Source organism: Microcoleus sp. B7-D4, assembly GCF_036705125.1.
In the GTDB taxonomy this organism is placed as follows: Bacteria; Cyanobacteriota; Cyanobacteriia; order Cyanobacteriales; family Microcoleaceae; genus Microcoleus.
The window spans coordinates 1-8,324 of sequence record NZ_JAUBTT010000017.1; the positions used below are offsets into that span (position 1 = coordinate 1).

The 8,324-nt window shown below is 49.4% G+C and carries 5 protein-coding genes; 2 read left to right on the top strand and 3 right to left on the bottom strand.

Features of this window, described 5'->3' with window-relative positions:
- Nucleotides 1-101: 101 nt before the first annotated feature.
- Nucleotides 102-401 carry a hypothetical protein gene (locus QUB12_RS09080; protein ID WP_333306445.1) on the top strand — a complete coding sequence of 100 codons (300 nt, stop codon included), beginning with the start codon at nucleotides 102-104 and terminating at the stop codon, nucleotides 399-401.
- 448 nt (nucleotides 402-849) lie between these two features.
- On the opposite strand, the gene QUB12_RS09085 is transcribed toward QUB12_RS09080, so the two are convergent.
- The 3 genes from QUB12_RS09085 to QUB12_RS09095 form a co-directional block, all read right to left on the bottom strand.
- Nucleotides 850-1,059 (bottom strand): hypothetical protein, encoded by a 210-nt coding sequence (locus QUB12_RS09085; protein ID WP_333147771.1) that lies wholly within the window; start codon nucleotides 1,057-1,059, stop codon nucleotides 850-852.
- 117 nt (nucleotides 1,060-1,176) lie between these two features.
- On the bottom strand, nucleotides 1,177-2,874 hold the full coding sequence (locus tag QUB12_RS09090; protein WP_333147773.1) for a CHAT domain-containing protein: 1,698 nt from the start codon (nucleotides 2,872-2,874) through the stop codon (nucleotides 1,177-1,179).
- 4 nt (nucleotides 2,875-2,878) lie between these two features.
- Entirely contained in the window at nucleotides 2,879-3,133 is a 255-nt protein-coding gene (locus tag QUB12_RS09095; RefSeq protein WP_333147775.1) for a hypothetical protein, read from the bottom strand.
- 1,415 nt (nucleotides 3,134-4,548) lie between these two features.
- Between QUB12_RS09095 and QUB12_RS09100 the strand changes: the two genes are divergently transcribed.
- The coding region (locus tag QUB12_RS09100) for a cadherin-like domain-containing protein (RefSeq protein WP_333306526.1) at nucleotides 4,549-8,324 on the top strand (3,776 nt) is incomplete at its 3' end.

The following is an 8,324-nucleotide window of genomic DNA, read 5'->3' on the forward strand; positions in this document are numbered from 1 at the left end:
AGGAAAGAAGAAGAAGGAAGGAGCCAGAAGAAGGAAGGAGCCAGAAGAAGTATTTTTACAAATATGAGATGCTCCCATAGTTTTGATCGGGCGAGATTGCTTTGCGACTCTTAACACTTCGCCAGGAATCAGTAGATTTCTACGGGGAACTCGGGAAAATCTTCCTCCTCCGGCCCCAAGCCAGAGAATTTGAGGTTATTTCCACAGGGGAATTGAAAAAGACCGAGTTAAATGCACCACAGCTTAAATGTTTGATGCACTACAAATTAGCTGCGGTTCCCGACATTGAGTTTGCATGGAAATGTATTGGTTTCCACTCGTGGCCTGTAAACTGCCATACTCTCAAAATTTATGCACCAACTGGAGGGGCGCGTCAATCGATTTTAGATTTTAGATTTTAGATTTTAGATTGAAGCCTTGACCCCACGGATAAATTCGGGGCGCCTTTATCGGATACAGGTTTTTTATTTCACCGGTCCTGAGTCTGCTTTCGGAATGAATCACGTGGCGGGTATCCTGGATGCGGGAATTGTCAAACTCACAGCCGCTTCCATAATTAATTATTGTGAAATAAGCGCGCTGAGGGTGAGGACGTTCTTAATTGTGGCAACTCTGGCTTTTATTGTCTTGTGCCGAATGACGAATGCTCCTGCGGCCGAATCAGCCCGCTCAAAAACGCATACAAGCCACCGACTCCTGTCGTGGAGAGATCAAAATTTTAGAGTCTTGTTCCTGTTCCCAGATTTATCTGTGGAGTAAAATTAAAATCTCAAATCCTTCGACTCAGGGCTCAAGCCGAAGTCTAAAATCTCAAATCGACTGACTAATTTTATATTAAGAGTCCCGGACTTACTTGCTCGACGAGAAACCCGGTTTCTTCCTCGATGCTTGGTTGGGCTGCTGCTTATTTTCGGTAAAAACCGGCTGGATGAACGTAAGTCCGAGATTCGATCGAGCAGCATACTTTCGATCGCGAATGGCCAGCGGCAGCCGATCGCGAATGGCCAGCAAAAACCCCACCCAGTTTGGAGCCGGGCCAAGGGGGTCTAAATTCAGCATTGCAGTGGGCGATCGCTTTTAGGAATGAAAAATAAATAAGGTGACTAATAGAGCAATAGTTGACCTTGGATCAAGGCTTCTGGGGTTTAATTGTGCAAGTTATTAATTTTTCATTCCTTAGTGACGTTGTTGCAGGTAATTTTGCGACAGGGGAGTCCGTACCGCCGGCAGTAACTCTTCTGGTTTCGTGCTTCGCTGGTTCGAGTGCCGCCACCCAAAAAAGCCAGCACTCAAAGCAACGGGCAATAAGCAAAGCATCAGGGCCACAGATTTTTTCAACCCCGGTTTTTTTAACGGTTTCTGAGTCGCTGCAGCGGCGCGAGTTGCTTGGATCGCCGCACACTCTGAATTAGGAATAGAGGAGGGCGAAGCCGTCGGTGAGTTCGGTGAATTAGCAGCATCGGGTCGATCGTTCTGGTGAACCCAATCCCTGCGATCTTTTAATTGGTTGGGATATTCCCAGACTTCGCCGTCAGAATTGTCTGACTCATGCGATCTATTGGCTGGGATTGGGGGGTATTGGGCGATCGCCGAAACCGAAGACGCAGCCTTCCATTCAGTACCCGCGATCGCCGGTTGCGTTCCCGACCCGATTATGTGCACCATAGAACCGGAGGTCGCGCTGTGGACTGGGGCGCCGGTCAAATAGCCGTCAAAGTCCGGGTGCTGGTAGAGAATCGGCAAAGCCCAGTATAGCTGGTGAGAACCGTAGGCAGAAATTAGCCCAGCTCTGGCCCGGCTCAGGCTGAGATCGACTGGATAGCCTTGATTGAGGTTGCGGTAAAATAGCCGCGTCAGAGTTAGGGCTACATCGTCGGGGATGCTTTCTGCCATTGCTAGCACTGCCGGAATGCCCCGCTTCACTAGAGCTTCGGTTAAGTTCCGTTCCGGGCTGTCGTCCGCGAGGTCTGAGGGGTCGCCGTAGGCGCCGCGGCAGGAGTTGAACACGGCCATCTGAATACCGTTGTTAACGAGCAATCCAGCTAAGTCGTCGCCACTGAGGGTTTCGGTTAAGCCGGTGCGGCTGCTGACTAGGTAGAGTTCCCCACCTCTGGAACCTAAGTTGCTGTGGCCTGCGTAGTGCAGGACTTGGTAGTGTCCTTGTTCTAGGGCTTGGGTAAGTTGTTCTCGATCGGGCTGTTCGAGAATAGTCAGTTGAATCTCCGGGCAATGGGGGCTGTTTTTGAGAGGATGACCGGTGCGGTTTTGGAGTTCTTGTTGCAAATGGAGCACTTCTCGCTTAAGCTGCAAGCTGTCTCGATCGCTCGGAGAGGCGATCGCCATTAAAATTTTTAGTGGCCCACCACTAGGCAGTATCCGGGTTTGTTTGAACAAACTTGTACCTGGTTGGTAGCGAGAAAACACGACATCGGTGCCAGTTGCCAAAGGGCGATCGCCCGCGTGCAGCACTTCCCACGGCAGCCGTGGCAAGCGCCGGCCTTTGAGTCCGAGTCGCAGTTGCAGCACTTCTCGGCGGTGCTGGGCGATGCCTTGAGCGCAAGTCCAGCTATCGCGCAAGTTTCCTTGAAACAGCCCGCTGTATAATTGTTGTCCGAGCGCTACTAAATTCGGCACTGAGTTGGGTCCCGAACGGGAGAGGCCGCGACCGGCCAAACTGCTTCCGTGTAATGCTTTTCCCTGGAGCAAGCCCACCAGCGGGTCGTTCATCAGTTGAGCAGACAGTGCAAGCCATTCGTCGATCGGCCAGCGGACTTGTTGTTCGGCTAAGGGTACACCGGGTGCAACCCTTTCTGTCCGCACTAGATATTCGTCGTCCCCAACAGGGGTGACTGAGAGTTGAAATTCCTGGCTCACGGATTTAGCGCCCTCCCGCCTTAATTCTGAATTTGCCTGCGTTTTTGCGGCTAGCAAGAGCGATCGGCAAAATAATTTTTACTCTTTGAATCAAAGTTTCTGAATGCGCTTCCCCCGATCGGGCGATCGCTGGCGTCATATATATTTGTTCAAACACTTTGAGGATATAAAAGTTGTACTTTAATAACAGTTTATTAGTTTTGATTGCCCTGTGGCTCGGTGAAAGCCGAATTTTCTCCAATCTTGCTATCTTTAACATTTTGCACCTCTACCGCAGACCCCTTTAGATTTGTCGTGAACTTGAGTTTCTCATTGCTGAGTAAAGTTAAATTGGAGGCACTTTACCAGGCGGATCTCTAGTTCTTATTAAAATTACTTCGGCTCTCGCCAACCGGTTTCAGGGCAATATCGCAGGGAAATTTGAGTATTTTATTTTTTTGGGCGATCGGTCGATCGGTCTTTACGGCTTATCCTCTACCACCAACCCCCCATGTGTAATCTTGATTTTGTGTCAATTAATTAATTGGTCAGCCCTGGACTCTCATCCGTAAGCTCTCCGCCCTCATCCTTAAGACCTCAGTGGCGATCGATAATCGATAGTTGACCATCGATAATTGCTAATAACTTATTGCTAATTTTCCGCTTTTATGATATAGAAAACTTTTAATTTAACTCTCTTAATCTAGTTAAAGTTAAGCAGCAAAAATAAACTTAACCCGCCAAGAACTCTCAACAATACAAGGCAAATCAAATTATTCCGGTACTCTCCAGCAACCATCATTTTTGGCATCTAGAGGATTACGCCTCATCAGGCCGGTTTCTCGGAGAATTATTGGATTTGGTAGCGAAGTCTCTACAAAGGAATAGGGTTGGGCAGCCTCGCCGTGGGTCGTTCCCGCTCAAAATGCCGATCTTGCAACTGTCACCAAAAACGACTCCTGCATCTCTTACTCTGTTTGGAAAAATTTTACAATCTGTCTTGAGATAGATAAATTTTGGCAGGTTCTTAGTATTAATCAGAAAAAAAAAATTTTTCTCAGTTCGCGATGTTTCCTCAACTCGATAAAAATTTGTGCAACTAAAAATTAGAACAAATATTTGCCCGGGCGAATGATCTAAATTTTTAATTAATCATCGGGAACTAAAATTAGGAGGGTGCTGTCGTTTAGTCAAGAGATTCAAATCCTAGGTCAGGGAAGGATTTGTCAAAGCTGGGAGTGTTACAAAACTTTAATACACCCAGCCTAGATCGGAAAAAAAGCAAGGGTAGAATTTGGGGGATACAGGTTTTGGGTAGTTATTTAGGAGTTGTCAGTTGCGAGTTTAAATTCAGCTAATTCACTGTAGAAATTACGTAGAGAATCTACAATAAGGGGCCCTTCGGCGCAGCTTACTGGAGAAATTACCGAGAACAGCTCAAATGCTCGGCGCTTCGGCGCAGTAATTACAGTGTAGGTTGCAGAGCAATTAATTGTGGTACGCAATGGCAGAATATAAAACTCGCAACAGAGCGAAAAAAACCTTGCTGTTTAAGTGGCATCTATAATAGTAAAAATGAGGAAACCAGCTCCTCTAGCAGGCGAAAGCATGAAGTTATTTTTTTTTCTTCTGCAGCCTCCTGTTTGCTGATAAAGTGATTCTAAGAAGCTTACCTTTTTTGGGGAAATATCAACAATGGAACCAGACGTAACAACGTTAGAAAAAAAACCGGAAACACTTTTTCCCGTTCGAGAGGAAACACAAAATCCAGTCGGGAATTTAGGCAACAACAGCTCTACAATTACCGAGGAGGAGTTAGCCAAGTTAATTGAGCAAGCGATCGAAAACCCCGACGGCGTTACCACCAAATCTCCTGATCCGTCTAAGGGTGCATCCGAAACAGGTGCTGCTGATAACAAGCAAATTGCGGAATTTAACGGCGTACTAGAAGAAGGTGCGAGCAACGATGATGGCAGCGGCATTGATCGCCGAACCCTCGTTGGTGATGATAGCGATAACGTAATTGTCGCCACCGGCGATCGGGATAAGATATTCGGCCAAAAAGGCAAGGACAAAATCAAAGGAAACCCTGGCAAAAAAAATGAAATGTACGGGGGTAAAGATGACGATGATTGCGAGGGCGGCGATGACGACGATGTAATAAAGGGCGATCGTGGCAACGACAACGTTAAGGGCGGCAAAGGCAACGACACCCTTAACGGCGGTAAAGATAACGACACCCTTTTTGGCGGCAGCGGCAACGACACCTGCCAAGGCGATGACGGCGATGACGGGGTGCACGGCAACGAAGGAAAGGATGACGTTAACGGCGGCGCCGGCAACGACACCATCTACGGCGGCAAAGACGACGACAAGTGCGAGGGCGGCGAAGGCAACGATACCGTCAGGGGCGACGCAGGCAAGGACAACGTTAGCGGCGGCGACGGCAACGATAGCGTTAACGGCGGCAAAGATAACGATACCGTGCTAGGCGGTGGCGGCAGCGACGTTTGCAGCGGTGACGAGGGCGACGACAGCGTTAGCGGCGGCATCGGCAACGATACCGTGCTAGGCGGTGGCGGCAGCGACAACTGTGCAGGCGACGAGGGCGACGACAGCGTTAGCGGCGGTGCGGGCAACGATACCGTGATCGGCGGCGACGGCAACGACAACTGTGCAGGCGACGACGGCGACGACAGCGTGATGGGCGGTGGCGGCGACGACAGCGTGATGGGCGGTGGCGGCAAGGATACCCTCGTTACTGGCGACGGTAATGACATGGCAGACGGCGGCGACGGCGACGACAGCGTTAGCGGCGGCGGCAACGGCGACGATACGCTGATGGGCGGCAACGGCAACGATACGCTGATGGGCGGTACTGGCAACCATACCTGTGTCGGCGGTGCTGGAGATGACGTTTATGTCGTGAGTAACAGTACCTCTGGGGCAAAAGCAGTCATCACTGACTACGCAGACGACAGCGACAAGTTTCTGCTGTTTGGCGACTTGAACTTTAGCAGCTTGACCTTTATACAAGTCGGTGCAAATACCGAAATTCGGGTCAATAACTTCGCCTTGGCGCTATTGTTGAATGTCAACGCAACGCTGATCACTGCTGGCGACTTTTTGGGAGTTAATCCTCAAACTCCAACTCCAACTCCAAGTCCAACTCCCACTCCGGTTCAAACTCCCCCTCCGATTTTTAACCCTCCGCGAGCGGAAGTTAATCAGCCCTTGACTGCTGGTTCCAGCGGCGGCGAGCAAACTATTACTCCTGAGTTGTTGCGGTTTGTCGATGACGAGCAAGGTCCTGGCGGCACAGTCTTCAAGCTAACCGAGCTGCCCGATGCTACAACCGGCCAACTATTGGTTAAGGGAGTCCCAGCACAAGTCGGTTCTACCTTCTCTCAAGCAGACATTAACGAAGGCTTGGTAAAATTCAAAGCGGCAGTAGGTTTTGTCGGTGCGCTTAGTTTTGCTTTTGAAGTTAGCAACGGCAAAAGATCTCTCATCAACCAGCGTTTTAGCTTGAATGTCGAGCAAAATCTCTTTAAGTTTGCTGGCACTACAGCACCTCAAGTTATTGTCGGTTCTCTGACGCTGGATAACGACATCGAAGGCAGCGATGGTGACGATGACATTACAGCCGGCACAGGCAAGGACAAAATCATCGGTGGCAAAGGCAAGGACAAAATTAAAGCAGGCGATGGCGATAACGATATCGACAGCGGCGATGACGATGACGAGATCGAAGTCGGCAAAGGCAACAACAAAATCATCGGCGGCAAAGGCAAGGACAAAATTAAAGCCGGCGATGGCGATAACGATATCGACAGTGGCGATGACGATGACTCGATCGAAGTCGGTAAAGGCAAAAACAAAATCAAAGCAGGCAAAGGCAAGGACAAAGTTAAAGCCGGCGATGACGATGACGAGATCGACGGCGGTGATGACGATGACTCGATCGACGGTGGCCTCGGCATAGACAAAATCATCGGCGGTAGTGGCAATGACACATTAACCGGAAATGAGGGCGATGACTCGATCGAAGGCGGTCTAGGAACCAATACTCTAATAGGGGGTAATGGAAAGGATCGCTTTGTTTACCGCACTTCCCGCCAAGAGATTCAAACAGTTGTAGAAGCTGACTTTATTACTGACTTTAATGTCGATGACGATGTTTTTGAGCTTTCTACTGGAGCTTTTGGTAATCTCATCGTTTCTAGCTTGACCCGACTGGATATTACGGCTACTACTGCTGTTGGGTCGATCGGCAGCGCTAATTTGCTCGACTTCACCACGGATATCACTGTTAACAGCATCGCGTCTTTGCAAGCGCGGTTTATAGCTTTGGGTGGCAACCGAGAAGCGCCTACTTTCTGTCAGTTTATAGATGCCGAGACCGGTCGTGCTGTACTGGTATTTGCTGTTGGGGCGCGCTTTGAAGTTCTCACGAGTTTCTCGGCAAGCATTCGCCTGCAAGTCAGTAACTTTGTCTTCAGCGGCACGTCACTAAATGTTCCTGTCGGTACTGCTGGCCCTGACAATGTGGATTTCGGCACTTATCCGGCTGCAGTTAATTTCGATGGTTTAGCAGGCGATGACAAGATTGTCGGCAGCAATTTTAACGATAACCTCAAGGGCGGCGACGGCAACGATACCATCACCGGCGGCCTCGGTTTGGATGTCATAAGCGGCGGCACTGGTGCGGATCTGTTTGTTTACAGGACAACTAAAGAAGGCGGCGATAAAATTTCCGACTTTACTGTTGGGGTAGACAAATTCGAGTTTAGCGCGAGCGCTTTCGGCAATTTGACTACGACTAACTTTGACGGTGTTAGCGGGGTTTCTCCTGACATTACTGGCAAAGAGTTAGTGATTTTCACAGGCGGAAGTTATGCCTCTTTGCAAGATGCACAAGCTAAAGCCCTGGGCAATTCTACAACTGCTGGTTTCTTCGCCTTTACTAATGCGTCGAACGAAACAGAGTTGTATTTTGACTCGAACGGTACGGTGGCCGGTGGTTCTACCTTGATAGCGAATCTGGGTACTGCTGCTAGCAATCTGGGAACGGCGGACTTTGTATTTACAGGTACGATCGCATCTCCTGCTGGTACTACTACCAACTCAGGCAGCATTGTCGATTTAACTGCTGCTGGGAACACTTACCCAACCGACTTTAACAACTTCGGTTCGGGTGCAGGCGGTTACAACTTCACCACTCCTGTCTTGTTTACCGGAAATGCTGATGCTAACAGCGTCACTGGTACTGAGTTTGCTGACATCCTCAGCGGCGGTTCTGGTGCAGATGTTCTGACTGGCGGTTCTGGTGCGGATCTTTTTGTTTACAAAGCAACAGGCGAAGGCGGCGATACAATTACTGACTTTACCTCTGGGGTAGACAAATTCCAGTTTGTCAGCGGTGCTTTCGGCAATTTGACTACGACTAACTTTGACGGTGTTAGCGGTTC

Bases quoted from the DNA above. Each gene is read 5' to 3' on its own strand.
- QUB12_RS09085 (WP_333147771.1), bottom strand. From the start codon at position 1,059: ATGCTGAATTTAGACCCCCTTGGCCCGGCTCCAAACTGGGTGGGGTTT.
- QUB12_RS09095 (WP_333147775.1), bottom strand. From the start codon at position 3,133: ATGTTAAAGATAGCAAGATTGGAGAAAATTCGGCTTTCACCGAGCCAC.